Source organism: Streptomyces sp. bgisy100, assembly GCF_057709105.1.
Window position 1 is genome coordinate 1 of sequence record NZ_JBYITE010000008.1, and the last position, 26,452, is coordinate 26,452.

Below are 26,452 nucleotides of genomic sequence, written 5' to 3' on the forward strand. Positions count from 1 at the left end.
GCGTGCCGACTGGTCGCCAGGAGCCGGATGCGATCGTTCAGATAGCTGTTGAGGACCCGTTTGCACTCGGCGATCAGCTGGGGGTCGCCCTGCGGATCGGCGCGGAAGGCCAGTTGCAGCCCGCCGTCCGCGCACTCAAGGGCCACCCGCACGGCGATCTCGAGTTCGGCGTCGTCCTGGACACCGGCCAGGGAGGCGGTCAGTGCGCGCAGCGATCCGGCAACCGCGGTGTTGTTGTCCCGGTTCGGCTCCAGGATGTGGTCCTGCCCCACCATGCCGAAGTCGACCGCACCGAACCCGGTGATCGTCCGGCGCATGGCGACGAACTCGTCGACGGTCACATCCACGATGCCCGGGATGCCGTCGGGCGCCTCGCGCTCCAGCCGGTCCGCGACCCGCGCCAGGAAGGACTCCAGATTGCGGGCGGCGAGCGCGCCGATCAGCCCTTCCCTGTCGGAGAAGAACTGGTAGAGGGTGCCGATGGGCACCTCGGCTCTGCGCGCCACCTCCTTGGTGGTCAGCGCGGCATAGCCGACCTCGTCCAGGAGTTCGGCGCAGGCATCCAGCAGCCGTTCGAAGCGTTCGACGCTGCGCTTCTGGACCGGCAGCCGGCGCAGCGTCCCTGCGGTGCGGTCTTGATCCATGCTTTCCATCATCCCACCGGAACGACTAACGTGAGCATGACTCATGTTTCGGGGGAGGCGTACGTGACACTGGACCATCTGCCCGCGGACTTCATCTGGGGCGCCTCGACGGCGTCGTATCAGATCGAGGGCGCCACCGAGGAGGACGGTCGCGGACCGTCGGTATGGGACACCTTCACCGCCCGCCCCGGCACGATCCGCGACGGGCACACCGGTGACATGGCCTGCGACCACTACCACCGGTACGAGGATGACCTCGCGCTGATGGCCGAGGCGGGCCTCACCGGCTACCGCTTCTCCATCGCCTGGCCCCGGATCCAGCCGACCGGCAAGGGCGAGGTCAACCTCCGGGGCCTGGACTTCTACGACCGGCTGGTCGACGGCCTGCTGGCACGCGGCATCGAACCCGTCCCGACCCTGTTCCACTGGGACCTCCCACAGGGCCTCGAGGACGACGGCGGCTGGCTGAACCGCGACACCGCGCACCGCTTCTCCGAGTACGCCGCCGTCATGGCCGACAGGCTGGGAGACCGCGTCCAGACTTGGATCACGCTCAACGAGCCGTTCATCCACATGGTTTGGGGCTACGGCCTCGGCACCCACGCACCGGGCCGCACCCTGTTCCTGGACTGCCTGCCGGTCGCCCACCATCAGCTGCTCGGTCACGGCCTGGCACTGAGAGAGCTGCGGGCGCGCGGCCTTCAGATGATGATCTCCAACAACTGCACCCCGGTCCGGCCCGCCTCGGACACCCCCGCCGACCGCGCCGCCGCGCGGGCCTATGACAACCTGCACAACCGCCTGTTCAACGATCCGATCCTCACAGGCGCCTACCCCGACCTGTCGGCCTTCGGCTCGGACGCCACTCTCGGCGGCTCCGTCCGGGACGGCGATCTCGAACTGATCTCGGCCCCCCTGGACGCGCTCGGCATCAACTACTACAACCCGACCCGCATCCAGACGCCGACGTCCGAGGGGCTGCCGTTCGAAGAGGCCCCCATCGAGGGCTACCGCCGCACCGCCTTCGGCTGGCCCGTCGTCCCCGATGGCCTACGGGAACTGCTCGTCGGCCTCAAGGAGCGCTACCCGGCACTCCCGCCGGTCTACATCACGGAGAACGGCTGCTCGACCGAGGACGTCGTCGCTGCGGACGGCACCGTCGTGGACCTCGACCGCATCGACTACCTCGACACCCACCTCCGGGCCGTCGACGCCGCCGTGGCCCAGGGCGTGGACGTGCGCGGCTACTTCACCTGGACCCTGCTGGACAACTTCGAATGGGCCGAGGGTTTCCACCAGCGCTTCGGACTCGTCCATGTCGACCACGACACCCAGGTGCGCACCCCGAAGGCGTCCTTCGCGTGGTACCGCGACCTCATCCGCGCGCAGCGCAGTTGAGCTCCCGGAATTCCGTCCGGCAGGAAGCTGCGGGTGACACCCGCGCTGGGCCGTCCTGCCACTGACGCAGATCACGCACGGCACGGTGGACCGTGCGCATACGCCTGGACGGCCGACGGCGAGGGGAAGCCGACGGTCAAGAACACCCCGGCCGTCCTGGTGCGGGTCATGGACCCGGCCCTCCGGGACGGCCCCCTGCGGGCACTGTAAGAAGCGCACAAAATCACCGCACTCGGACATGATCTTGCCCCCCGGAGAACATGCCCTGATCTGCGGTTCTTCATGACCGTGGTCCCAGAGCACCCCCGGCACATGACGATGCGTCAAGAATGAGGCGCACCCACACAAGCAAAAGGCCCGCTGACCTGGAGTTTTCCAGATCAGCGGACCTCTTTGCACCGTCGGGACGACAGGATTTGAACCTGCGACCCCTTGACCCCCAGTCAAGTGCGCTACCAAGCTGCGCCACGTCCCGGTGCCCGTGCGGCCTGGGGTTTCCCCCTGCCGACCGCGCACGAGAACAATACCGCACTTCACCGGGTGCTTGCTCACCCCAGGCTCGGACAGAAGCGTCGGACCGACCCAGGGCGGGGATGCCGACGGTCACGGTCGGGCGGAAGCAACCCTCTCGCTCTGCGGCTCCGGGCTCTCCCCATGCCCACCTGCGGGAATCGCGGGCACGGCACCTCAGCGGCCCCGAGCCGACGCCTCCCCGGCGAACCTCTCCCCCCTCCCCGCGAAGCACCCCTCGGCGAGGCCGGCGTGCGGCCCACCGGGCACCCCTGAGCCAGGGCTCAAGCACTCATATTTCACCTCATAGCAGACATGGCACCTTCGACATCGCTGCAGTCGGCTCCGGCGGCATACCGAGACCGAGACCGCGGGCCTCTGAGCGCGACCCCGGCCTTCACTGATGGAACATGCGCCGTCACTCGTAGCGATGAATTCCGCGCGAAGGAGCCGTCAGGCCGCCGGGACGTGCCCGTCCAGCCAGGTCAGCAGGTCGTGCTGCACCTCGTCGCGGTTGGTCTCGTTGAGGATCTCGTGGCGGGCGTTCGGGTACGCGCGCCAGGTCAGGTCCTCCGTGCCGAGGTAGCGGAAGTCCTCCAGCAGCTCGTAGACCAAGGTCAGCCCCTGATGACAGGGGTCCTCCGAGCCCACAGCGAGGTGGACCGGCAGCCTGGTCGGGATGCGGGCGAGGTTCCACGGCGCGTTGATCTTGCGTACGGCCCGCACCCACTCCAGGGCGAGGCCGGCGCTGAACGCGAAGCCGCAGCGCTCGTCGGCGGCATACAGGTCCACCTCCGCCTCGTCGCGCGACAGCCATTCGAACCCGGTGCGATGTGGGTACGGATCGTTGAACGCCGCGAAGAGGTCCGGGATGAAGTCGGAGGGGGCGCTGCCACCACGGTCCGCGATCTCCCGCTCCAGCGCGGCGGCCGCCCCCTCGGTCTCGGCACCGGGGAGGGAACGGAAGACGCCCGACAGGATCAGACCGTGCAGCTCGGATCCGTACTCCTGGGCACAGTCGCGGGCCAGCATGGCCCCGAGACTGTGGCCGAGGAGGACGAGGGGCGCCCCCGCGTGTTCGGCTCGCGCCCGGTCGCCGACGGCTTTCAGGTCGGTGACGATCGCCGGCCAGGCTCCGTCGCCCGCGACGCCGTAACCGCCGGTCGAGGCGGCCGTCGCGCCGTGCCCGCGGTGATCGGAGGCGACGACGGCGAAGCCGTGACCGGCGAGGAAGCGGGCGAACCGGTCGTAGCGCAGTCCGTGTTCGGCCGCCCCGTGCACGATCTGCACGACGGCCCGAGGGCGATCGCCCACCGGTGTCCAGGTGTAGGTCGCCACGCGCGTTCCGTCCGGACGGTCGAGGTGACCGGCGCGGTACGGGTGGGGTGGGCGGCCGGCGCCACCGCTCCCGTCACGGCCGACCTCGCCGGGGCTGCCGAGATGGCGGTCGCGGTTGACGTCGGAGCTGCCCTGGTCGGTGATTCCCTGATCGGCGTTTCCCTGCTTGGTGCCGCTCGGGTCTGCGATGCCCTGGTCGATACTTCCCCGCTTGGTGCCGCTCGGGTCGGCGGTGCCCTGGTCGACACTTCCCTGCTTGGTGCGGCGCGCGCCGGAGCCGCCCTGCTCGGCGTTCCCCTGCTTGGTGCCTCTCGGGTCGGTGGTGCCGCGTTCGGCGCTTCCCTGCTCGGTGCCGCTCCGGCCGGTGGTGCCCTCGTCGGTGCTTCCGTTGCTGATGGCGTGCTCCGCCATGCGGCTCGCCCTCCGTGTCGGGTGCGTCGGGTCGTCGGCTGGGACGGGCCGCCGTGGCGGCCCGGGTTTCCGTCCCGCCATGACCGTCCCCCGGCACACGGACGTCATGCACGCCCCTCACAGAGGAAGACCCCCGCACGGCCTGCTCGGCGCGCGGCGCCCCAGGCCCGGCGCCCCGTTCCGGCATCGGAGCGCGCCGGACGGCCCGTGCGGTGGGCGCGGCCGAGACACATGTCCCGGTACCTCGACCGCGCCCGCCGTACGGGCCGTGATGACGAGGATGGGCTGCTGCGCCCAGCCCCGGTCCCCCGCAGCGGACCGACTTCCCGTCAGTTCCCCCGCGTCAGTACGGGTGGTGGTTCGGCTTGTCCGCCCACGCCTTGTACGACTGGGCGCCCAGCTCCGGGTGGATCTGTTCGAGGGGCAGGCTGCGCTGCTCCGGAGGCTTGGCGAAGTCCTCGTACTGGAACGCGTCGTCGAAGCCGATCTCCTGGGTGGCCTTCCAGTCACAGCTGTAGTAGACGGCGTCGAGCCGGGACCAGTAGATGGCGCTCATGCACATCGGGCAGGGCGCGCCGCTGGTGTAGATCAGGCAGCCCTGGAGCATGCAGGCGCGTTCCGGTACGACGTCCTGGGAGCCCTCGGGGCGGGGGATCAACTGCAGCGTGTACTGGTTCTGGTGCTCCTCGGCGATGCTGGGCGCTTCCGGGTTGAGGAGCTGTACCGCCTTGCGGATGGCTTCCACTTCGCCGTGGGCGGTCGGATCGGCCGTCAGCAGGACGCGGTTCTGCCCGCGGGCGATGATCTCGCCGTCCCTGGTGATCACCGAACCGAAGGGGCCGCCCCATCCCTTCTCCACGGACTCGGTCGCCAGCCGGACAGCTTCCGCCATGAACTCCTTGTGCCCCATCGCCGCACCTCCACCGAGCCGTTACCGTCAGGCCGAGCAGCTCTCGTAAACCGGTCAATCGGTCAACCATCCACCGCCGACTGAGCAGTCAACTGAGCATCACCAGACACCATTTGTCCGATATCCACCTTTCCGCCTAGACTACTCCGTATGACTGTCGGTGCAAGCCGCAACCTCAGCGGCAACAGCGCGACCGTGGTGACCTCGCAACGGGTCCGGGACGGCCATGACGACGCGTATCAGTCGTGGCAGGAACGCATGAACCGGGCCGTGCGGCACTTCGAGGGCTTCGAGGGCACCGAGCTGTATCCGCCGGCCAACGGTGACGAGAACGAGTGGGTCGTCGTCTTCCGCTTCTCCTCGATCGAGCAGCTGACCGCCTGGCTGGAGTCGGGTGCGCGGCAGCAACTGCTGGACGAGGGGCGCCCGCTGTTCGACGGCCCCGCCACCCAGGAGGTCCTGGCCGGCGGAACGCCCGCGGCGCCCGACCGGGAAGCCGTGACCGCGGTCATCTCCCACGATGTGCGGCCCGGCCGGGAGCAGGACTTCGAGCGATGGCAGAGCAAGATCCTCAAGGCGCAGGAGCAGCAACCCGGTTTCATGGGCTCGGAGTTGTTCCGGCCGTTGCAGGGCATTCAGGACCACTGGGTCGTGGCCTTCCGCTTCGACACCAGGGAGCACCTCGACGCCTGGCTGGACTCCGAGGTCCGCGAAGAGCTCCTGAAGGAGGGGCGCAACTACTTCTCCTCCTACGACGTCCGGAAGATCGGCTCCGCGTTCAGCGGCTGGTTCCGCTTCGGCGACGGCGGGGACGAGGGCGTCCCCGCCAACTGGAAGCAGGCCATGGCCGTCGTCCTGGCCCTGTATCCCACGGTGACGGTGCTCAATCTGGCGGTGAACGACGAGCTCGGCGACGCGGGCGTTCCCGGCTACCTGAATCTCTTCATCGGGAACCTGCTCAGCGTCAGCGTCCTGACGTGGCTTCTCATGCCGTTGGTCAACCGCGGTCTCGCCTTCTGGCTGCAGCCCAGCCGGGCGAAGTCGGCCCGTACGCACATCCTGGGGGCGCTCGTGGTCATCGTGTGCTGGGGCATTCTGCTCACGATCTTCGGGCTCACCCTGGACTGACGCCCTCGGCCGGTTCGGACCGGGCTGATTCACCGCGGACGACAACCCAGCCCGGCCTGCTTCGCCTCGGCCGTTTCGCCTGAGCCGATTCCCCTTCGGCCGGCCATTCCGCGGCCGCTGCATCGGTCGGGCGCGGCGGCCCGGCCCGGGCGGTATCGCGCCCGTGGGCGTGCCCGCGTATGAACCACTAAACTGGGACATGGCCCCAACCTCGTGGCAGTGCGGCCTGAAGCAGTACGGTCTCGTCGTCCATCGCGGCACACGGCTCAAGGGCTTTCCCCAACGGAACGGCCGCTTTCCCAACGGAGCGACCGATGGAGACCGCTTGCGAGCTCGTGTCCGGTCAGCGAGGAGTGCACCATGCGCGAACACCCGCAGGCCCACGGCGTCGAGGGGCAGGTCGAAGGGCAGATCGTCCGGCGGGGGGACGCCGCGTACGAGTCCATCCGGACGAGCATGGTGTGGAACGGGCTCATGCCGGGGCGCCGTCCCGAGGTGATCGTCCGGGTCGCGTCGGAGCGCGACGTGCCGGCGGCAGTCCGGTTGGCCCGCGCGGAGGGGCTGCGGATCGCCGTGCGCTCGGGTGGCCACAACTGGTCCGGGACCTCCCTCCGGGACGGGGGGATGCTGCTCGATCTGTCGCGGCTGCGCCGGTTCGAGATCGATACGGCGTCCGCCACGGCCACCGTGCAGCCGGCCGTCCGCGGGCAGGACCTGATGCCCGCACTCGCCCGGGAGTCCCTCGCCTTCCCCGGCGGCCACTGCCCGTCCGTCGCCCTCGGCGGGTATCTGCTGAGCGGCGGTCTCGGCTGGAACTCCGCGGCCTGGGGGCCGGCCTGCGCGAGCGTCCTGGAGATCGAGGCCGTGACCGCGGACGGCGAACTGCTGCGGTGCAGCGAGAAGGAGAACGCCGACCTGTTCTGGGCGGCGCGGGGTGCCGGGCCGGGCTTCTTCGCCGTCGTGACGGGATTCCGGATCGCGCTGTACCCGCTGCCCCGGGCCATCCGCACGACCACGCACGCCTTCCCGCTGTCGGACGTCGAGCGGGTGACGTCCTGGGTCACGGACACGGCCGAAGAGCTCGCCCCCACGGTCGAGTCGGTGCTCGTCCTGGCCACCGCGGCACCGGACATGACGAGCCGGACGCCGCGGCCCAAGGTGGTCATCGCCGGCGCCACCGTGTTCGCCGGGACGGACGAGGAGGCCGACGCGTCCCTCGCACCGCTGCGGGACTGCCCGTTCGCGGACCGGGCAGTCTTCTCGGACACCGACCGGCCCACCTCCTTCGACGCGCTGTACGCCGAGTCGGCGGCCGTCTGGCCCCCGGAGCACCGCTACGCGGCCGACACCCTGTGGTCGGACGAGGACTTCACCACGCTCCTGGCCAAGCTCAGCGAGTCGGCCGCCGCGAGCCCCTCCGACCAGTCCCTGGTCCTCGCGCCCGTGCTCCCGGTCTCCACCGACGAGCGGCTGCTGCGCGACATGGCGTTCTCGGTGCTCGGCCGGAGTTACGTCGTGCCGTACGCGGTGTGGGACGACCCGGCGGAGGACGCCGTCCAGATGCGCTGGCTGCGCGAGGCGATGCACGCCGTGGAGCCGTTGGGGACCGGGCACTACATCGCCGAGGCCGACCTCACGGCCGCCGCCTCACGGGCCGAGCGGTCGTTCAGTCCGGCCGACTGGCAGCGTCTGCGGGCGCTGCGGGCCGCCTACGACCCGGACGGGGCCTTCCACTCGTATCTGACCCCGGAGGAGGGCGGGGCGTCGTAGCCGACCCCGGAGGAGGGCGGGGCGTCGTAGCCGACCCCGGAGGAGGGACGGGGCGGTCTGACGCCGGAGGGCCCTCTGACGACGGAGGAGGGCGGCGCGCTCTGACCCCGGCCGGGGCGCGGCCGGGGCGGACGGCCCCGCGGCGCGGCTCGGGCCCGGAACGCCGTCCAGGCCGGAGCCCCGGGGCAGGCCCCGCCCGGCAGGCACCCCCGCAGACACCCGGTGGACACCCGGCAGACAACCCCGGCGGAGGACCCGGCAGACCCCGGGCGGAATCCCCGGCAGACACCCCGGCAGGGCGAAATCCCCTTCGTCCGCGCCGCGTTCCGTTCTCCTGCGGCAGCGGCTGGTGCAGGGTGTGGTCCAGGACCGCACCGGTGCGTACCGAGGAGCAGCATGAGCGACGCCATGAGCACTCCCGATTCTCCCCTCCCGACCGACCTCCCCTACTACGAGGCCCCCTCCCCCGGCCACGGCACCCTCCCGCCCCGTGCCTGGTTCCCGGCCTCCGACGCGGCCCGGCTGAGTCTCGACGGCACCTGGCGCTTCCGGCTGTCGCCCACCGCGGACGCCGAGGACGAGTCCTTCGCCCGCCGCTCGTTCGACGCCTCCGACTGGGACGAACTGCGCCTGCCCGCCCACTGGGTGCTCCACGGACACGGCGCCCCCGCCTACACCAACACCGCGTACCCGTTCCCCGTCGACCCGCCCCACCTGCCGGACGAGAACCCGACCGGCGACCACCGGTTCGTCTTCGACCTCCCCGAACGCTGGGACGGCGAGAGCGTCCTGCGCTTCGAGGGGGCCGAGTCCTGTGCCCGGGTGTGGCTCAACGGGGAGGAGCTGGGGACCTTCAAGGGCAGCCGGCTGCCGCACGAGTTCTCCGTGGGGGCGCTGCTGCGGCCGCGGGGGAACGTGCTGGCCGTGCGGGTGCACCAGTGGTCGTCGGGCAGCTATCTGGAGGACCAGGACCAGTGGTGGCTGCCCGGCATCTTCCGTGAGGTGACGCTGCTGCACCGGCCGCCGGGCGCGGTCCGGGACTTCTTCGTCCACGCCTCGTACGACCACCGGGACGGTACGGGCACCCTGCGGGTGGACGCCGAGCCGGGCGACGCCCGGATCACCGTGCCCGAGCTGGGGCTCGACCTGGCGGCGGGCGAGCAGGTGACCGTGCCGGTGGAGCCGTGGAGCGCGGAGATCCCGCGGCTGTACGAGGGCGTGCTGGCCACGGCCGGGGAACGCGTTCCGCTGCGCATCGGGTTCCGTACGGTCGCTGTGGAGGACGGTGTGCTCCGGGTCAACGGCCGCCGGATCCTGTTCCGCGGGGTGAACCGCCACGAGTTCCACCCGGAGCACGGCCGCGCGCTGGACCGGGAGACGATGCGCCGCGATGTGCTGCTGATGAAGCAGCACAACATCAACGCGGTGCGCACCAGCCACTATCCGCCGCACCCGGCCTTCCTCGACCTGTGCGACACGTACGGCCTGTGGGTGATCGACGAATGCGATCTGGAGACCCACGGCTTCCACGCCCTGGGGTGGCGGGGCAACCCGGTGGACGACGCCCGCTGGACCCCGGCCCTGCTGGACCGGGCGGAGCGGATGGTGGAGCGGGACAAGAACCATCCGTCCGTCGTCCTGTGGTCGCTGGGCAACGAGTGCGGCACCGGGCGCGGGCTGACCGCGATGGCCGGATGGATCCGCCGGCGGGACCCGTCGCGTCCGCTGCACTACGAGGGCGACCCGTCCTGCGCGGACGTGGACGTCCACTCCCGGATGTACGCGGACCACGCGGAGGTCGACCGCATCGGCCGGGGCGCCGCATCCCCGGACGACACCCCGGAGGCCACCGCCCGGCACCGCGAACTCCCGTTCCTCCTCTGCGAGTACGCGCACGCCATGGGCAACGGTCCGGGCGGGCTGAGCGACTACCAGCGGCTGTTCGAGACCCACGAGCGCTGCCAGGGCGGCTTCGTCTGGGAGTGGATCGACCACGGGATCGCCTGCCGCACCGGTGACGGCCGCCGGTGGTTCGCGTACGGCGGGGACTTCGGCGAGGAGCTGCACGACGGGAACTTCGTCTGCGACGGGCTGCTGTTCCCCGACCGCACCCCCTCCCCCGGTCTGATCGAGTACAAGAAGGTGATCGAGCCGGTCCGGATCGAGGGCGACGGCCGCGCGGGCACCGTCCGCATCGGCAACGGCCACGACGTCGCCGACCTGTCCGGGCTGGCGTTCCTCTGGTCCTACGAGGCCGAGGGGCGGCAGGTGGCCGAGGGGACGCTGTCCGTTCCGCCGCTCGGCCCCGGCGAGAGCACCGAGGTGAAGCTGCCCGCGCGCCCGGACACGGAGCACGCGGGCGAGGCCCTGTGGACGGTGCGGTCGGTGCTGGCCGCGGACACCGCCTGGGCGAAGGCCGGGCACGAGGTCGCCTGGGCCCAGCTCCCGGCCGTGCCGCGGCCCGCGGCGCCGCCCGTACGGCCCACGGCCGTCCCGCGGGCGGGCGAGGGCGGTGTGCTGCTGCTCGGGCCGGGCACCTTCGACGCGGCGACCGGCGCGCTGCGGTACCTGGACGGTTTCGAGGTCGCGGCGCCCCGGCTGGACGTGTGGCGGGCGCCGACCGACAACGACGAGGGCGCGCCCTGGCAGCCCGGCCTGCGGATGGGCACCCTCTGGCGGGGCCTCGGGCTGCACCGGATGCGGCACCGGACGGACTCCGTGCGGGCCGGGGAGACGGAGCTGGAGGTCCGCGGCCGGGTCGCCGCGGCGGGCAGCGGGCTGGGCCTGGCGACGGTGTTCCGGTGGACCGCGGACGGCGAGGAGCTGCGGCTCGGGGTCTCGGTGACACCGGAGGGCGACTGGCCGTGCGCCCTGCCCCGGCTCGGGGTGCGGCTGGGCGTGTGCGGGAGCCTGGGACTCGCCGAGTGGTACGGCGGCGGGCCGGGCGAGGCGTATCCGGACACCCGCGCGGCCTCCCGCACCGGCCGCTGGAGCCTGCCGGTGGACGCCCTGCAGACGCCGTACGTGCGCCCGCAGGAGAACGGCGCGCGGGCCGATGTGCGCTGGGCGGAGCTGCGCCGGGACGACGGGACGGGGCTGCGGATCTCCGGCTCCCCCACGTTCTGGTTCACGGCCCGGCGGTGGACGAGCGAGCAGCTGGACGCGGCGGCGCACACCACGGACCTGCGGCCGGGCGGCACGGTCTGGGTGAACCTGGACCACGGGCAGCAGGGCATCGGCAGCCAGTCCTGCGGCCCCGGGGTCCTGCCGCGGTACCAGCTGCGGCCCGGCCCGGCGGCGTTCTCGTTCACCTTCTCGACGGTCGCGGCGCCGTCCGCCGGGGCAGGGGCCGGCGGGAGCACCGGGACCGCGGGAGCGGCCGGCGCGGACTGAGAGCACGGCGACGGCCGGGGCGGACTGCGGGCGCGGGGCACGCGGATGCGGATGTTCCGGACCGGGCCGACGATTGAGGGGTCCTTGCACGACGAGCGCGCGACCCGGGCTGGCATCGTGCGAGCACCCCTCAGGCAGGTTCCGTACGGCGGACGAGGAGGTAGCGGGTGTGCCCCACCGCTCCGGGCCGGGGCGGCGCCGACCACTTCTCCGACGCGGCCGCCGTCGCCCTCTCCTCGGGCGGCACCGACCATGTGCTCCGGAACGTGCTGAGCGGGACGACCGCCGGGGTGGCCATTCTCGACCCCCAGCTGCGCTACCTCTACGTCAATCCCGCGTTCGCCCGGACGATCGGGGTGCCCGCCACCAGCCTGCTCGGGCGGACCATCAACGAGGTGCTGCCGGGGATCGAGAGCCGGTCGGACGTGCTGGAACAGGTGCTGCTGGACGGCCTGCCCCGGGAGGCGACCACGACCGGCGTCACCCACACCGACGCGTCCGGCGCCCCCGGGCAGCGCCGTTGGTGGCACGGCGCGTACCACCGGCTGGAGATCGGCGGCGAGGTGTTCGGGATCGCCGGGATCGTCGTGGAGGTCACCGCCTCCCAGGAGCAGCAGCGGGCCCTGGAGCAGGCCCAGGCGCGGCTGACCCTGCTGGACGCCGCCGCCACCCGGATCGGGACCACCCTGGACATGGACACCACGTCCGGGGAGCTGGCCGAATTCCTGGTGCCGCTGCTGGGCGACGTGGCGACCGTGGAGGTCTTCCCGGAGGAGACGGGCCAGGTCAGGGGGGTGACGGCCTCGGGCGGGCTGCGGCTGCGGCGGTCGGCCCTGGCGTCGCTGCCGGAGCTCCGCGAGGCGACCCGGCAGCTGGGCCTGACGGGTGAGTACGTGGACTACCCGGCGGGTTCCGCGGTCCCGCGCTGTCTGGCGACCGAGCGACCGATCATGCGGAATCTGCAGTCGGAGGAGGAGCTGACCCAGTGGGTCGCGAGTCCCGAGCGGCTGGCCGCCTACCGTGCGGTGGGCATCCATTCGACGCTGGTGGTGCCGCTCGCCGCGCGCGGCCACACCATCGGCACGGTGTCCCTGGCCCGGGCGGGTGACTCGCCCGCGTTCACCGACGAGGACGTGGTCAACACCCAGGACCTCTCCGGGCGCGCGGCCATCACCATCGACAACGCCCGCCGCTACACCCGGTCGCAGGGCATCGCCCTGGAGCTGCAGCGCGCCCTGCTCGCCGAGCCGGGCAGCCCGCACCCCAATGTGGAGCTGGCCTCCCGTTATCTGCCGTCGGGCAGCAGCGCCCTGGTGGGCGGCGACTGGTTCGAGACGGTCCGGCTGCCGTTCGGGCGGACCCTGCTGGTCATGGGCGATGTGATGGGGCACGGCGTGGAGGCGGCCGTCGACATGAGCAACTACCGCTCGATGATCCGCTACGTGTCGGCGTCCGACCTGCCGCCGCACCGGATCCTCCGGCAGCTCGACACCAACATCTCCGAGGGCGAGACGGGCCGCCCGGCGACCTGTCTGCTCGCGCTGGTCGATCCGGCGCGCGGCATCTGCTCGTATTCGAGCGCCGGGCATCTGCCCCCGGCCGTGCTGGGGGCGGACGGCCGTCCCCAGCTGGTGGAGGTCCCGCCCGGTCCCCCGCTGGGCACCGGCTTCGGCGGGTACGACATGGTCACCCGGGAGTTCGGGACCGGCGAGGTGCTGATCCTCTACACCGACGGCCTGGTGGAGCGGCGCGACGAGGACATCGACCGGTCCCTCGCCCGGCTCACCCGGCTGCGGCTGCCGGTGGCCGGGACGCTCGACGCGCTGCTGGACCAGGTGCTGCGCCACCTCACGGACCGGGTCGCGGAGGACGATGTCGCGGTGCTCGCGGCGCGGGTCCGTCCGCCGTCCGCGGCGGGGCCGGGCGCGGCCAGCCGGGCGGCTCCGGGCCCGCCCGGCCCGGGACCCGGCGGGGCGCCCGGCGCGCCGGGCGGCGGCAGCTGACCGCGCGTCTTCCGCACCGTCGTCCGCGGTCCGCGGGCGGCCTCAGGACGCCTGCGGGGCGGCCGCCCCGGCGCTGCCGCTGCTCGCCTCCGCCGTCCCGGCCCCGCCCGGGGAGGGGGCCGCGGCCGGACGGGGGCCGCTCGGCCAGCCGTGTGCGGGCGGCACGGCGATCGGACGCCACCAGGCGTCGACGACCTGCTCGGCCGCGGGCTCGAAGGGCTCCCCGGGACGGGGCATGGCCAGCTTCGCGCCGGCCTCCCGCGCGGCGGCCAGGGTGCGCTCGGCCGGCTCCGCCCACGGGTGCGGGGCGAGGTTGAACGTGCCCCAGTGGATCGGCAGCAGCGTCCCGGCCGGGGCCCCGCCCGACAGGTCCGCGTGCGTCAGCAGCCCCTCCTCCGGCGTCATGTGGATCTCGGACCAGAACTCGCTGTACGCCCCGATCTGGATCATGGTCGCGTCGAACGGCCCGTATGCCGCGCCCGTCTCGGCGAACCCCGGGTAGTAGCCGGTGTCACCGCTGTGGAAGATCCGGTGCTCGGGCCCGGCGACCACCCACGACGCCCAGAGGGTGCGCAGCCCGCCGCGCAGCCCCCGGCCGCAGAAGTGCCGCGCCGGGGTCGCGGTCAGGGTGAGGCTCCCGACCTGCGTGGACTCGTGCCAGTCCAGCTCGATGATCTGGTGCGCCGGCACGCCCCAGTGCTCCAGGTCCGCGCCCACTCCCAGCGGTACGGCGAAGAGCGTGCCGGTGCGGGCCAGGGCACGGATGGACGGCATGTCCAGGTGGTCGTAGTGGTCGTGGGAGATGACCACCGCGTCCACCGGGTCGAGGGCGGCCAGCGGGACGGGCATGGGGTGCAGCCGCCGCGGCCCGACGAAGGTGAAGGGCGAGCAGCGCTCGCCCCAGACCGGGTCGAAGAGGACCCGGTGCCCGTCGATCTCGGCGAGCACACTGGAGTGCCCCATCCAGGTGAGCCGCAGGCCGGACGCCGGGGGTCCGCCCCACTCGGCGGCGGTGGGCCGGTGCACCGGGACCGGGCCCGTCGGGTACCGGCGGGCCCGGTCGGCACGGCTCAGCTGGGTGCGCAGCATGGGCATCGTCGAGCCGGGGAGCATGGTGCGGGTGGGGACGGGGTTGCGGAACTGCCCGTCGGCGTACTGGGGCGAGCGCCGGATACGCTCCAGCCGCTCTCCGGCAGGGTCGGCACCGAAGGAAGCGGGGCGCAGCCGGCCGATGAGGGAGCGTCGGGGGCGGGATCCGGGCACGGCACCTCCAGGTGAGGACGGTGGGGAGCCCGCCTCGGGACGGAAGCGGACTCCGGTCGATCCATTATGGGCGCAGGTAAATAATCTTGGCGTACCGGCGAGGTGTCTCCGCTGGTCACAGGCGTCCGGACGGGTCAGGCCGCCGGCCGGCGGAGCCGTACGGCACCGTTTCCTTCCGTTGCGCCGCCTTCCACCACCGCAGCAACAGCTGCGGCAGACGATCCGGTGCCGCCACCGCGGGACTGCAGAGGACAGCCGCCGCGGGGCCCCGGATATTCCGCTCCCAGGAGCGTTCCGGGGCGGTCCATGGCGGTCCGTGGCATTCCTGAGCTTTTTCATGGCAGCCCATGGTGATCCGTGGCCATCCGGGGGTCACACCCTGCCCCCCACTCCCCACCGGGCCCGCTCCCGAACCATCGACACCACGCCTCCCGTCCGGTCCTCGGCGCCTGTCCCGACCTCCCCGGATCGGCCCCGCCGGCGGCCCGTCGGGTCACCCGTGAGTGGCCCGACGGGCGTGCCGTGCCGGGGCGACGCCCCGGTGGTGTCCGCCTACGGCACGAAGCGGATGTCGGGGTGCGCTGCCGACGGCCCGTCCAGCAGATGGCTGTCCCGGTCCCGCAGCCAGCGGTCGAAGAACGCGGTGAGATACGCGCGCTCGGCGGCTACGGCGCGGCGGGGCGGGACCGTGCCGATGTTCCGGGTCACGGTCCGCTCCGGGAGGCCCAGCTGCTCGGCGATCTGCGGGAGTGCCGACGCCGTGTCGGAGAAGGCCCCGTGCTCCGCGCCCCGCAGGGTCAGGTCACGGTGCCATCCGGTGCTGTGCCGCCAGGTCGCATCCCAGGACGCGACCGTGTGGTGGTCGTTGCCCTGCTTGCCCATGAGCAGGAACGGACGGTCGAGCCCGTCGGTGCCGACCGTGGAGGGGTTCGACGGGTCGGCGTCGTCCTGGGTGTAGCCGAGGACTCCGTCGAGGTTCGCCGCGGCCTTGATCCGCGGATCGTCGTGCATGGTCTGAGCCGCGGTGAAGCCACCGGCGGACGCCCCGAACATGCCGATCCGGTCCAGGTCCGGAGCCCCGAGCAGGCCCTCGGGCAGGCGCTGCGGCCCGCCGCCGGGACGGCTTGCGACGCCCTGACCGCCCCCAGCGCGGGAACGCTTCCCGGCATCGGAAGGGCTCGCGTCTCCGGAACGGCTCGCGTCTCCGGAGCGGCTCGCGTCTGCGGAACGGAGCCCGGCACCGGAGCCGTCCCCTGCGGCGAGACCGGCCAGTCGGTCGAGGACGAAGCGGGTGTCGGCGACCCGTACCCCGCTGACCTTCTTCAGCAGGTCGGTGACCCGGTCCTCCCGTTCGGCCCGCTCGTACTCCTCCAGCATCCGGCTCCGCTCGGTCCGGCCGCCCGGGAACTCGACCGCGGAGGCCTCATAGGTGTGGTCGACGGAGACCACGAGGTATCCGCGCGAGGCCAGTTCGTCGGTGAGAGTGGTGCCCAGTGAGCGGGGATCACCGGCGCCGGGCGAGTAGAGGACCACGGGAAGCCGTCGGCCTCCCGGCCGGTCCACGGGGGCACCCGTGTGGGCGTGGGTCCGCGTGGCCGCCCAGTCGACCGCGCCCCGCGGGACGCCACCGAGGTTGTTCATGACGTCGTACCCCGCGGCCGCACCCGGCAGCATCTGCGGAGCGCGCGGGAAGCCCCGGGTGTCCCGCGCGGGGTAGCGGATGTCGACCATCAGCTCCCGGTTCTCCCGCGAGTCCACCCAGGGGTCCCGCCGCTCGTGGTCGACCAGGTGCAGCGAGACCGTGCCGACGCGGTGCGGGCCGGTCGGTTCGGGCAGGTTCAGCCGGGCGGACTGCTGCTGGGCGGCGGGAGCGGACCGGGCGGCGGCGTGCGCCACGGACTGCCCGGACGGCTCTGACGCCCCGGTCGGCCCGGTCGGCCCGGTCACCCCGGTCAGGGCGAGGCCGGCGGTGACGGCGGCCGTGGCGGCGACGGCCGTGGCGAGCAGCCGCCGTCGGCGGGGACGGCGTACTGCGGAGGCGGGGACGGAGGCGGTTACGTCAGCGGTGACGGACGGGGTTCCGGCGTCCAATGCGGAGCCCGCCCGGCCCGTGGACCGGCGAAGAGGCATGGGCACTCCCGATGCGGCTGGGTCGATGGAACGGCACGACCGACAGTGCGTCGCGCCGTGCAGCCAGCATTCCGGGGTGGGGGAAGCCGATCGATCGTGCAGACCGGCCGGTTGACAGGTGGGGACAGCCACACCCCTCTGCGGGTGGGGTGAGTGTCGTACGGACCCATCGCGCCTGACCGCGGACATGCACATGCCCGGTCATCCTCCACAGTGGGAGGATGACCGGGGCGGTCCGCGCAGGGCCGTCTATCCGTCGCCCGACGACAGGCCCGCTTGCGGGTAGCAGAGCCGGACCGTCGACATGAACTCGTACGGGCCGACGGCGCGCGCCTCCACGCTGATCGTCGAGCCGTACCTCTCCGCGACGTCAAGCGCTCGCTGAAAGATCTCGCTCAGCGCCATGTCGGACGACATGGGGCCTGGTGTGGCTTCTCCGGTCACCAGCCGACCATCCCACAGTCCAAGCACTTCTGACGGCCGTCGGGCAGCGTGATCACGCTCTTGTGCCCCGTTCGAGTAGGTGTTGCATAACGGGTGTACCTGCGTCGGCTCGTTCATGGCGTCTCGTTCGCTCAGGCGTATTCATCCGGGTTCCCTCCGTGCTGGTCCTGGGGCCAGGCGACGCGGCAGTCGAGGCAGGTGAGCCGCCAGAACAGCACGCCTGTGTCGGGGTGCTTCGCCTTCGAAAGAATCACGCTGGTGCCCCAGCACTTAATGCACTTCACGGCGGGATTTCCCGGGATGCCCTGCCGAGAGGCGTCAGGCCACATACTGTCGTCCACGCCTGACAGTCTCTCAATTTTGAGCAGACTCAAGGCAGTTATTCGGTGGGGCACCCGACCGGGCCGGCCGCACCGGGGCCCGCCCATGTGCAGAGAGGTTCTTCGGGTCCTTTTCACCACCAGAGGAATCGCCCCGATCTTCTGGCCATGGCCAAGCGGGCTGGGCTGCGGGACTGATTTCCGTTTCAGCCACCCTTGGCCGCAGTCAATGACCGGCGGAGTCGTCCAGCCCGCTGACCCTCAGGGTGATGTTGAGGCGGCCGGTCAGCCCCAGGTCCGGCGGTGCGGTGCCCGGCCGGATGCGGGGCACCCCGTGGTAGGCGAGCCGGGAGGGGCCGCCGAAGACGAAGAGGTCGCCGCTCAGCAGCTCGACATCGGTCCAGGGCCGGGTGCGGGTCCCGGTGTTTCCGAAGCGGAAGACACAGGTGTCACCGAGGCTGAGGGAGACCACCGGTGCGTCCGAGCGCTCGTCGCTGTCCCGGTGCAGGCCCATCCGGGCGGTGGCGTCATAGAAGTTGATCAGCGCGATGTCGTACGGCGCGGTGCACGGGGCCCCGTACGCCGCCTGCGCCGCCCGGCGGGCCAGATCGCCCAGCACCGCGGGGAACGGCTTGACCGGAGCTCCGTCGCCGTCCACCACCGTCCGGGCGTAGCCGTACGGGTACCAGTGCCAGCCCAGACAGAAGCTGCGCACCGACATCTCGCCGCCCCGCGGCATCCGGACCGTCCGGAGCCCGGCAGGCGGCTTCGCCCAGGTGCGGCAGGACTCCACCAGCCGGCGCTGCTCGCCCGCGTCGAGCCACCCGGGCAGATGGACGGCGCCGGGGGCCACCTCGGCGGGAGGACGGGGGAAGAGCTCACCGGTCACCCCTCCATCGTGGCAGCGACGGGCCAGTAGGGGGCCGACGGGCTCCCGGCCCACAGGCCGGAGGGCGGCCTCCGACCCGTGACGAGGGGCAGCGGGTGGACGAGAAGACCCCCCGTACAGACGCACGCACCGCCACCCGCCCCGTGACCGGCCGCCGTGACCGGCCCCCGGGCCGCGGGCCTCAGGCGGCGGGCGGCGGGCGGCGGGCAGCAGGGACCAACTCACCGCCGCGTCAATCCCTTTGACAGCCGCTCCCCAGGCTCCGGATACTGAATCGCCGTTCAGCCAGAGCCTGCCGAGGAGCACACCCGTGGCCCCCTCCCGTCCCCTGCTGTCCACGACCTGGACCGACGACGTCACCGGGCGCCAGGGCTTCCTGGTCGTCGACCGCCTGGTGCGCGGGGTGTGCAGCGGCGGGCTGCGGATGCGTCCGGGCTGCACGCTCGACGAGGTCGCCGGGCTCGCCCGCGGCATGACGATGAAGGAAGCCCTCCACTACGACCCGCGGGCCCGGTACATCCCGCTCGGCGGCGCCAAGGGCGGCATCGACTGCGCCCCCGACGCCCCGGAGGCGTACGGCGTGCTGGTGCGCTATCTGCGGGCCATGCGCCCGTACATCGAACGGTTCTGGACGACCGGCGAGGACCTGGGACTCAGCCAGGACGTGGTCGACCGGGCGGCGGCCGAGGCCGGGCTCGTCTCCTCCGTCCAGGCGGTGTACCCGCTGCTGGACGACGAGCGGGCCGCCCGGCAGCGGCTGGCCGACGCCTTCGCCGTCGAGGTGGACGGCATCGGGCTGGACGAACTGGCCGGTGGCTGCGGGGTCGCCGAGGCCGTGCTGACCGCGCTGGACCGGGCGGCGGTCCCGCGCCGGGGCGCCCGGGTCTCCGTACAGGGCCTGGGCACCATGGGCGGGGCCACCGCGCGGTTCCTCGCCCGCGCGGGGCTGGACATCGTGGCGGTCGCCGACATCAAGGGGACGATTCTCAACCCGCGGGGCCTCGACGTCGAGGCGCTGCTGGCCGCCCGGGACTCCTTCGGCACCATCGACCGGGCCGCCCTGCGCCCGTCCGACACCGAACTCCCCAGCGCTGCCTGGCTGGAGACGGAGTGCGAGGTACTGGTCCCGGCCGCCGTCTCCTACAGCGTGGACGCCGGGAACCAGCGGGCCGTCACCGCCCGGCTGGTCGTCGAGGCCGCCAACATGCCGGTGCTGCCCGAGGCGGAGGAACTCCTGACGGCCCGGGGCGTGACGGTGCTGCCCGACGTGGTCGTCAACTCCGCCACCAACGCTTGGTGGTGGTGGACCCTCTTCGGGGACATCGGCCCCGGCGCCGACGCCGCCTTCGCCCACATCCGGCGCTCCATGCGCGAGCTGACCGGCCGGGTGCTGGACCGCGCCGCGGCCGACGGCAGCACGCCGCGGGCCGCGGCCCACGCCATCGTCGCCGACCGGCTCCCGCTGATCACCGAACGTTTCGGCAGCCACCGCCGGTGATGTGAGCCGGAGATGCGTCGGCAGTAGCCGGGACCAACTCGTCCTCGCCGTCGGCAGGATCCGGGACCGGCTCGTCACAGCCGTCGGTGCGGCCGGGACCGAGGAGGAGCCCGCTCACCCCCGTGCCGGAACCTCGCAGCTGTCCTTGAACCCCTGGCTGGTCATCCCGAGTGCGGTGTTGATCCGCGAGCGCATGTTCTCGACGGCCACCATCGCGGTCAGCTCCACCACGGCGGGCTCCCCGAGCTGCTCGCGGAGCCGGGCCACGAGGGCGTCGTCGACGGTCGGCGGCGTCGCGGTCATCGCCTCCGCGTACTCCATGACGTCCCGCTCCAGCGGGGTGTACACCTCGCTCTCCCGCCACGTCGGCACCTCGTGCAGCCGGCGGTGGTCCATGCCCTGCCGACGGCTCTCCCAGTAGCCGAAGTCCAGGCACCAGGCGCAGCCGATGGACGCCGCCGAGGCCATGAGGGCGAGCGCCTTGAGGCCCGGGTCGAGCTTGTTCCAGTGCGAGAGCGACTGCTCGAAGCGGGCGTAGCTCGTCATCAGCCGGGGGTGGTACCCCATGGCGAGGACCGGGTCGAGCACCTTGCCGTAGGTGCGCCGCGAGTACCACTGAGCGATGCGGACCAGGATGCCGCGCGGCGGGTCGAGCGGGATACGGGCCATGGCGGGCCTCCATCGTGTGCGGGGTCTGCGCTGTCACCCCTACGACGGACCGGCTCCCGGAAATGTGACACCGGTGCCGCGCAGTCCTTACCCGGGCACGTCCGCGGCATCGGGGAGCAGGCGTGGCCGTCCGCGGACGCCGGCCTCCCGCTCACCCCGCGGTGACCGGGAGGCCGGCGGCCCACGGAACCCGGCGAGCGACGGCAACGGACGGCATCAGCGGCCCGACGGAACCGGAGAGATCAGCAGTCCCCCGCCGGCCGGGCTCGCCCCAGGCCCAGCTCCGCGGCGAGGGCGTCGTCCACCCAGGTCTCCATCCGCCGCCGGCTGAGGGCGCCCGGGTAGGCCGTCATCTGCACCGCGAGGCCGTCCAGGAACGCGGTGAGCCGCCAGGCCGCGGACCGCGGATCGGCGCACACGTACTCCCCCGCGTCCGCGCCCTCCGCGATCAGCTCGGCCAGTGTCGACTTCCACTGCCGGTCCAGGCCCAGGGACACCTCGCGCAGCACCGGTTCGCGCAGCGCGGCCGCCCAGCCCTCGATCCACAGCTTCCAGCCCTTGGCCTGCCCGGTGGGCGAGTACCAGCGGACCACGGCGCGGAGCCGCTTGACCGCGCTGCCGCCCCGGCCGGCCAGGGCGCGCAGCCGGGCGAGATCCGCCTCGGCGGCGTGTGCGAACGCCGCCGCGACCAGCTTCTCCTTGGTCGAGAAGTGGTAGAGCACCAGCGCGTTGCTGACCCCGAGCGACGCCGCGACGTCCGAGATCCGGAAGTCCGCGACGCCGCGCGCCTCGATCTGTTCGACCGCGGCGCCCAGCAGTTCCTCGCGCCGTTCCTCGACCCGCAGCCGGACCCTCGTCACATCGTCCCTCTGATCGTCCGCCCGGTGCACACACCGGTCGCCGGTCCGGTGCGCATGCCGTACCCGTTCACTCCTTGACGCCCACCCCGCCGTAGAAGCCGATCCTGCCCAGTTCCTCGGCGGGTGGCGGCGGGCCGTCGGGCCGCCACAGCGGCACCTGGACCAGGCCCGGTTCCAGCAGCCGGAATCCGTCGAACAACGGGAGGACGTCGGCGTGCGGGCGCGGGTTGAGCGTGGCGGTGGCGTTCTTGTAGATCTTCAGCACCTCGGGCATGCCGTCGGGGTGGAAGTCCGAGGTGGCGTGGGAGAGCACCAGCCGGCTGCCCGGGGGAAGGGCCTCGGCGAGGGTGGCGACGATGCCGGCCGGCCCCTCGTCGTCCCGGACGAAGTGCAGGACGGCGACCAGCAGCAGCGCCACCGGCCGGTCGAAGTCGATCAGTTCCCGGACGGCCGGGTGCTCCAGGATCGTCTCCGGCTTGCGGATGTCGGCCAGGGCGAACCCGGTGTCCGGGGTGCCGGTGAGCCGGGCGCCCGCGTGCGACGCCACGATCGGGTCGTTGTCGACATAGGCGACCTTCACGTCGGGCGCGATCCCGCGGGCGATCTCGTGCGGGTTGGGCGAGGTGGGGATGCCCGTGCCGACGTCGATGATCTGCCGGACGCCGTCCTCCACCACGGAGCGGACGGCCCGTTCGAGGAAGGCGCGGTTCATCCGGGCCGCGGTGAGGATCTCGGGTATCTGCCGGACCACGCCCGCGGCGGCCTCCCGGTCCACCTGGTAGTTGTCCCGTCCCCCCAGGTAGTAGTCGTACATGCGGGCCGGGTGCGGCCTGCTGGTGTCTATCTCGTCGGCGGAGAAGCCCTGGTCGGTCACGCCGCTCTCCCTTCGGTGCACAGTCCCCGTCATGCGAGCAGGAAGTCGGCTTCGCCGGCCTTCGCGCCCTGGATGAACGTCTCGATCTCGTGGTGGGTGTAGATCAGCGCGGGTCCATCCGGGTCCGTCGACTGGCGCAGTGCCACCCGGCCGTCACTCAGCTTCATGGCCTCGAGACAGCTTCCCCCGTTGCCGCCGCTCCACGGCTTGTGCCAGCCCTCGGTACCGAGGTCCTTGGCCGGCATGCCGTTGTATATGCGACCCATCTGGTCTCAGATCTCCTTGCGAATGCCACCCAGGTACCCCTCGGTGGTGTGTGCGGGCAGGGCCTGCGCGCACATCCGGTCCAGAGCCTCCAGGAACGCCGAGACGTCGTCGCGTTGGTCGAAGTAGACGCCGCCCAGAAGGCTTTCCGTGTAGGCGATGTCCGGCAGTTCCTGGATCGGGAACCGGAAAATGTGGAACGGGCCGTACATCGCGGGGTGGGGGCCGGCGGCGAACGGCATCAGCTGCAGCCGTACGTTCGGCATCGACATGGCGTCGACCAGCCGGTCCACCTGCTCCCGCATCACGCCGGGTCCCCCGATGGGCCGGCGCAGCACCGTCTCGTCCATGACGACCCACAGCACCGGCGCGTCAGCCCTGGTCAACAGGCTCTGGCGCTCGATACGGAGGGCGACGAGGCGGTCGATCTCGTCGTCCGAGGCGTGCGGCTGTCCGGCGCGCAGCACGGCCCGGGCGTATGCCGGGGTCTGCAGCAGGCCGGGGATGTAGTGCGGTTCGTAGGCCCGGATGAGGTTGGCCTCACCCTCCAGGCTCACGAACGCGCTGAACCACTCCGGCAGGACATCGCGGAAGCGGTGCCACCAGCCGCGCCGGTTCGCCTCTCGTGCCAGGGACAGGAATCCCTCGATCTCCTCCTGTTCCGTGATGCCGTAGGTGAGAAGGAGTTTCTCGACATACGGGATTTTCAGCCCGACTTCGGCCTTCTCCATGCGGCGGACCGTGGCGTGCGTGACGTCGAGGGCGCGCCCCGCGTCCTCGTACGACAGGCCCGCCTTCTCCCGGAGGTCCTGCAAGCGCTTGCCGAGCACCATGCGCAGGACCGTGGGGGCACCGCCGGGACGTGCGTCGGCCACTACCGATCCCCTCCAACTGGCTTCACAGTCACGCAGTGTGTCATGGCGTCAGTTCAGCTGACAGGCTGTCCTTACGATTCTGCAATTTACAGATTGAACCTTGCCATAGGTGTTGTGGCACGCGCATAGTTACGGCGTGGCTTCCTTCCATGACGTCCTCCGGTTAATGGACCACGGCGGCACTCTCGCCGAGGGCCGCCAGGACGCGTTCCAGCTGCCGGCGCTGCGCACCTCCGTGGCCGAGGCACGACGGCGCGTCCTGGAACGGCTGAGCGCGTGGGGAGTCGACGACGAGTCCCGCTGCAGCATGGAGTTGGTGGTCTCCGAACTTGTCACCAACGTCGTGCGGCACACCGACAGCGAGAAACTCGGCTGCGAACTGCGGTCCGACGGGCGCCGGTTGCGCCTGGAGGTGACCGACGAGGGCTGTGCGGCGACCGAGCCGCACCCCGGGTCGGGCGACGTGGACGGGGAGAGCGGCCGGGGCCTGCTCCTGGTCGACGCGCTGTCCCGGACCTGGGGCGTGCACCCGGGGACCGGCGGGCGGGGGCATGTCGTCTGGGCCGAACTGGAGTGCACGGCCGAACTGGAGTGCAACGGGGACGCGGCGGGACGGGCCTGACCCGCCACCGCACCCGGCACACGTCCTGCGCCCGAACGCACCCCGGCGCCCGGGGGTGCCGTAGCGGCCCCGGCATCCCTCACCCGCGGTCGGCGGGTTCAGCCGCAGACCGGACACCGCTGCCGCCGGGCGGCCACCGCGGAAGCCCCGCGGACTCCCCCGGCCGGCCGCGTCGGGCCGCCCCGGACCGGAGTGGCCGCCCCGGACCGGAGTGGTGGCCCCGGATCCGGAGCGGTGGCCCCGGATCCGGACGACAGCCGCGGCTCAGAGCGGCAGCAGGTCCGGACGCTTGGGCTCGACGTGGTCCCCCGAGGACTCACCCCGCAGCCGGCGGCCGATCCACGGCACCAGGTGCTCGCGCGCCCACTGGATGTTGTCCCGGCGCACCTCGGCCGCGCCCCGCTCCGGCTCCGGCGGCCACGGCTGGTCCGGGTCCGCGGGCACCGGCAGGCCGAGGACCTGGGCCGCACGGAGCGCGACCCGGGTGTGCCCGTCCGGGGAGAGGTGCAGCCGGTCGCCGTCCCAGGCCCGCCGGTCCTGCACCGAGCGCAGCGACCACAGATCCAGCACCGGGCAGTCGTAGCGGTCGGCGATGGCCCGTACGTGGGCGGTGTAGGTGGCGATCTTCCCCCGGAGGTGACGGAGGACGGGTACGCCGCGGGTGTCGAAGCCGGTGCACACCATGACGGTGCCCACCGCGCCCGCCAGGTCGGCGACCGCCGCCTCGAAGCGCTCGGCCACGTCGTCGGGGTCGCTGCCCGGCCGGAGGATGTCGTTGCCACCGGCGCAGAAGCTCACGAGGTCGGGGCCGAGCTCCTTGGCCCGGGGCACCTGCTCGGCGACGATCTGGTCGAGCAGCCTGCCGCGGACGGCGAGGTTGGCGTACCGGAAGCCCTCGGGCGGGATGCCGTCCGGGTCGGCGGAACCGGAGTACACGTCGGAGAGGAGGACGGCGAGCCGGTCGGCCCAGCCGAGGAACGCGCCTCCCGGGCCGGGGTCGCCGACCCCTTCGGTGAAGCTGTCCCCGACGGCCGCGTACGACCCGATGAGCCCGCTGGTGATTGAAGTCGAATCGTCTGCCACGTCAGCAGATGATTCACCTCCAGGAGTGACCTACGCCACCGTAACCGGGGGTTGACGAGGCGTGATATTGGCCACCGGCTGATTTTCCCGCATCCCGGAAGAGAACCTCTTCCGTCGAAATGATTGCCCCGGCAACCAATACCGTAGGGTCGAGAAGTCACCTCGTCGGCGGAGAGCGTCGACGGCCGACAGCGAGGAGCGCCCGTGACGCAGACGCCTCAGGTCCCGCAGGCCCCGTCGACCGAACCCGAGCTCGCGGGGGTGCGCAACTTCCGTGACGTCGGCGGACTGCCGGCCGCGGACGGCCGGCGCGTACGGACCGGCGTGCTGTTCCGGAGCGGCCATCTGGCGAGCGCGACGTCCGAGGACGCCACGTTCCTGGCCTCGCTCGGCCTGCACACGATCTTCGACTTCCGGAACTCCGCCGATGTGGCCCTCGAAGGCCCGGATGTGGCGCTGCCGGGCGTGCGCCACCTCAACATCCCGCTGACCGACCCGGCGCACGGCGCCGAGTTCTGGAAGATGGTGCGCGACGGCGAGCTGGACCAGCTCCGGGGCGTGCTCGGCGACGGCAAGGCCGCCGCCCGGATGACCACCGTCTACCGCGAGATCATCCGGGACCGCACCGCCGAGCACAGCCGGGTGCTGCACGCCCTCGCCGACGACAGCGTCCCGGCACTGATGCACTGCGCCGCGGGCAAGGACCGGGCCGGGCTGTCGATCGCCGTGGCCCTGCTCGCGCTCGGCGTCGAGCGCGACGCCATCGAGACCGACTACCTGGCGAGCAACGCCGCGCACCGCCGCTACCGGATGCACCGCGAGGACAAGTCCGAGGCCCGCCTGTCGGACGAGGCCAGGGAGCTGCTGAGCCCGCTCTTCGACGCCCGCGCCGAGTACCTGGCCGCGGCGTTCGAGACGATCGCCGAGACCTGGGGCACGGTCGACACCTATCTGCGGGAGGGCCTGGAGTTCGGCCCGGCCGACCGTGAGCGGCTCCGCGAACGGTTCCTCACCGGCGCGTGACCTGCGTCAACAACCCTGCGGGTCAATACATCCAGTAGCGCCACCTTCTCCAGCCCCGCGGCATCACACCCAAGATCGCCCACAAAGGCACAGTCCGCGACTCCGGCCTGGGAATTACCCGCCGGGTCGTCGA

At 72.3% G+C, this 26,452-nt stretch carries 22 protein-coding genes and 1 tRNA gene; 8 read left to right on the plus strand and 15 right to left on the minus strand.

From position 1 onward, the window contains the following. Positions 1-644 (minus strand): TetR/AcrR family transcriptional regulator (locus AC3EQ1_RS07590; RefSeq protein ID WP_432093519.1); only part of this gene is annotated, 644 nt, incomplete at its 3' end. Positions 645-680: 36 nt separating this feature from the next. Here AC3EQ1_RS07590 and AC3EQ1_RS07595 point away from each other — a divergent pair. Beyond that, entirely contained in the window at positions 681-2,042 is a 1,362-nt protein-coding gene (locus AC3EQ1_RS07595; RefSeq protein WP_432093520.1) for a GH1 family beta-glucosidase, read from the plus strand. 401 nt (positions 2,043-2,443) lie between these two features. On the opposite strand, the gene AC3EQ1_RS07600 is transcribed toward AC3EQ1_RS07595, so the two are convergent. The 3 genes from AC3EQ1_RS07600 to AC3EQ1_RS07610 form a co-directional block, all read right to left on the minus strand. Beyond that, a tRNA-Pro gene (locus tag AC3EQ1_RS07600) sits at positions 2,444-2,517 on the minus strand. Between the two features lie 488 nt (positions 2,518-3,005). Further along, on the minus strand, positions 3,006-3,890 hold the full coding sequence (locus tag AC3EQ1_RS07605) for an alpha/beta fold hydrolase (RefSeq protein ID WP_432093656.1): 885 nt from the start codon (positions 3,888-3,890) through the stop codon (positions 3,006-3,008). A gap of 754 nt (positions 3,891-4,644) precedes the next feature. Next, a complete protein-coding gene (locus AC3EQ1_RS07610; RefSeq protein ID WP_488187148.1) occupies positions 4,645-5,193 on the minus strand; it encodes a nucleoside deaminase in 549 nt (182 codons plus the stop codon). 168 nt (positions 5,194-5,361) lie between these two features. Between AC3EQ1_RS07610 and AC3EQ1_RS07615 the strand changes: the two genes are divergently transcribed. From AC3EQ1_RS07615 to AC3EQ1_RS07630, 4 genes are all read left to right on the plus strand, one after another. Next, complete coding sequence (locus AC3EQ1_RS07615) at positions 5,362-6,339, plus strand: antibiotic biosynthesis monooxygenase (RefSeq protein ID WP_432093522.1); 978 nt, start codon at positions 5,362-5,364, stop codon at positions 6,337-6,339. A gap of 360 nt (positions 6,340-6,699) precedes the next feature. Next, positions 6,700-8,109: an FAD-binding oxidoreductase gene (locus AC3EQ1_RS07620; protein ID WP_432093523.1), complete on the plus strand. Its 1,410-nt coding sequence runs from the start codon at positions 6,700-6,702 to the stop codon at positions 8,107-8,109. A gap of 396 nt (positions 8,110-8,505) precedes the next feature. After that, positions 8,506-11,502 (plus strand): glycoside hydrolase family 2 TIM barrel-domain containing protein, encoded by a 2,997-nt coding sequence (locus AC3EQ1_RS07625; protein ID WP_432093524.1) that lies wholly within the window; start codon positions 8,506-8,508, stop codon positions 11,500-11,502. A 167-nt stretch (positions 11,503-11,669) separates the two neighbouring features. Continuing rightward, the gene (locus tag AC3EQ1_RS07630; RefSeq protein ID WP_432093525.1) at positions 11,670-13,505 is read left to right on the plus strand and encodes a PP2C family protein-serine/threonine phosphatase; all 1,836 of its coding nucleotides are present in this window, start codon (positions 11,670-11,672) and stop codon (positions 13,503-13,505) included. A gap of 42 nt (positions 13,506-13,547) precedes the next feature. Here AC3EQ1_RS07630 and AC3EQ1_RS07635 read toward each other — a convergent pair whose 3' ends face one another. The 5 genes from AC3EQ1_RS07635 to AC3EQ1_RS07655 all read right to left on the minus strand — a co-directional run bounded on the left by AC3EQ1_RS07635 (position 13,548) and on the right by AC3EQ1_RS07655 (position 18,551). Next, on the minus strand, positions 13,548-14,768 hold the full coding sequence (locus AC3EQ1_RS07635) for an MBL fold metallo-hydrolase (RefSeq protein WP_432093526.1): 1,221 nt from the start codon (positions 14,766-14,768) through the stop codon (positions 13,548-13,550). A gap of 552 nt (positions 14,769-15,320) precedes the next feature. Next, positions 15,321-16,898, minus strand: coding sequence for an alpha/beta hydrolase family protein (locus AC3EQ1_RS07640; protein WP_432093527.1), 1,578 nt, complete (start codon positions 16,896-16,898; stop codon positions 15,321-15,323). Between the two features lie 249 nt (positions 16,899-17,147). Next, entirely contained in the window at positions 17,148-17,315 is a 168-nt protein-coding gene (locus AC3EQ1_RS07645) for a hypothetical protein (RefSeq protein ID WP_432093528.1), read from the minus strand. Between the two features lie 158 nt (positions 17,316-17,473). Further along, on the minus strand, positions 17,474-17,596 hold the full coding sequence (locus AC3EQ1_RS07650; RefSeq protein ID WP_388860123.1) for a hypothetical protein: 123 nt from the start codon (positions 17,594-17,596) through the stop codon (positions 17,474-17,476). 292 nt (positions 17,597-17,888) lie between these two features. Then, positions 17,889-18,551: an alpha-ketoglutarate-dependent dioxygenase AlkB family protein gene (locus AC3EQ1_RS07655; RefSeq protein ID WP_432093529.1), complete on the minus strand. Its 663-nt coding sequence runs from the start codon at positions 18,549-18,551 to the stop codon at positions 17,889-17,891. A 310-nt stretch (positions 18,552-18,861) separates the two neighbouring features. Between AC3EQ1_RS07655 and AC3EQ1_RS07660 the strand changes: the two genes are divergently transcribed. Beyond that, positions 18,862-20,049: a Glu/Leu/Phe/Val dehydrogenase dimerization domain-containing protein gene (locus AC3EQ1_RS07660; protein ID WP_432093530.1), complete on the plus strand. Its 1,188-nt coding sequence runs from the start codon at positions 18,862-18,864 to the stop codon at positions 20,047-20,049. A gap of 114 nt (positions 20,050-20,163) precedes the next feature. Here AC3EQ1_RS07660 and AC3EQ1_RS07665 read toward each other — a convergent pair whose 3' ends face one another. The 5 genes from AC3EQ1_RS07665 to AC3EQ1_RS07685 form a co-directional block, all read right to left on the minus strand. Then, entirely contained in the window at positions 20,164-20,718 is a 555-nt protein-coding gene (locus AC3EQ1_RS07665) for a carboxymuconolactone decarboxylase family protein (RefSeq protein WP_432093531.1), read from the minus strand. Positions 20,719-20,960: 242 nt separating this feature from the next. Then, positions 20,961-21,578 carry a TetR/AcrR family transcriptional regulator gene (locus AC3EQ1_RS07670; RefSeq protein ID WP_432093532.1) on the minus strand — a complete coding sequence of 206 codons (618 nt, stop codon included), beginning with the start codon at positions 21,576-21,578 and terminating at the stop codon, positions 20,961-20,963. 67 nt (positions 21,579-21,645) lie between these two features. Continuing rightward, positions 21,646-22,485, minus strand: coding sequence for an SAM-dependent methyltransferase (locus AC3EQ1_RS07675; protein WP_432093533.1), 840 nt, complete (start codon positions 22,483-22,485; stop codon positions 21,646-21,648). Beyond that, complete coding sequence (locus tag AC3EQ1_RS07680) at positions 22,482-22,718, minus strand: DUF397 domain-containing protein (protein ID WP_432093534.1); 237 nt, start codon at positions 22,716-22,718, stop codon at positions 22,482-22,484. Before AC3EQ1_RS07680 ends, AC3EQ1_RS07675 begins: the two co-directional genes overlap by 4 nt. A 6-nt stretch (positions 22,719-22,724) precedes the next feature. Further along, a complete protein-coding gene (locus tag AC3EQ1_RS07685) occupies positions 22,725-23,591 on the minus strand; it encodes a helix-turn-helix domain-containing protein (RefSeq protein ID WP_432093535.1) in 867 nt (288 codons plus the stop codon). Positions 23,592-23,727: 136 nt separating this feature from the next. On the opposite strand from AC3EQ1_RS07685, the gene AC3EQ1_RS07690 reads away from it, so the two are divergent. Further along, on the plus strand, positions 23,728-24,213 hold the full coding sequence (locus tag AC3EQ1_RS07690; RefSeq protein WP_432093536.1) for an ATP-binding protein: 486 nt from the start codon (positions 23,728-23,730) through the stop codon (positions 24,211-24,213). A gap of 264 nt (positions 24,214-24,477) precedes the next feature. On the opposite strand, the gene AC3EQ1_RS07695 is transcribed toward AC3EQ1_RS07690, so the two are convergent. Next, entirely contained in the window at positions 24,478-25,296 is an 819-nt protein-coding gene (locus AC3EQ1_RS07695) for an SGNH/GDSL hydrolase family protein (RefSeq protein ID WP_432093537.1), read from the minus strand. A 204-nt stretch (positions 25,297-25,500) separates the two neighbouring features. Between AC3EQ1_RS07695 and AC3EQ1_RS07700 the strand changes: the two genes are divergently transcribed. Further along, positions 25,501-26,319 (plus strand): tyrosine-protein phosphatase, encoded by an 819-nt coding sequence (locus AC3EQ1_RS07700; protein ID WP_432093538.1) that lies wholly within the window; start codon positions 25,501-25,503, stop codon positions 26,317-26,319. The last annotated feature ends 133 nt before the right edge of the window (positions 26,320-26,452 follow it).